This window comes from Microbacterium sp. LB12 (assembly GCF_037150835.1).
In the GTDB taxonomy this organism is placed as follows: domain Bacteria; phylum Actinomycetota; class Actinomycetes; order Actinomycetales; family Microbacteriaceae; genus Microbacterium.
This window is the reverse complement of sequence record NZ_JBBCPF010000055.1, coordinates 1-302: the sequence shown is the minus strand read 5'-3', so window position 1 is coordinate 302 and position 302 is coordinate 1. Positions and strand designations below refer to the sequence as shown.

Here is a 302-nt window from a genome sequence, read left to right as displayed (position 1 = left end):
ATGAAGATCACCGCGAACCCCAACTTCTCCCGCAACCGCATGATCTCCCGGATGATGCCCCGCTGCACGACAACGTCGAGCGCGGTGGTCGGCTCGTCCATGATCATCACCTGCGGATCCAACGCCAACGCCATCGCGATCATCATCCGCTGCCGCATCCCACCCGACAACTCATGCGGGAAACTCGACAACCGGTTCGGATCGACGCCGACGAGCGTGAGCAACTCCTCCGCCCGCTCCGTCTTCGCCCGCTTCGACATTCCCGGACGATGCGTATCGAAGATGTCGAAGATCTGCGCCTT

1 protein-coding gene is annotated in these 302 nt (G+C 61.6%); it reads right to left on the bottom strand.

What is annotated here, in order from left to right:
- Positions 1-302: ATP-binding cassette domain-containing protein (locus WFM69_RS19355; protein ID WP_337007478.1), on the bottom strand; the 302-nt coding region annotated here is incomplete at both ends.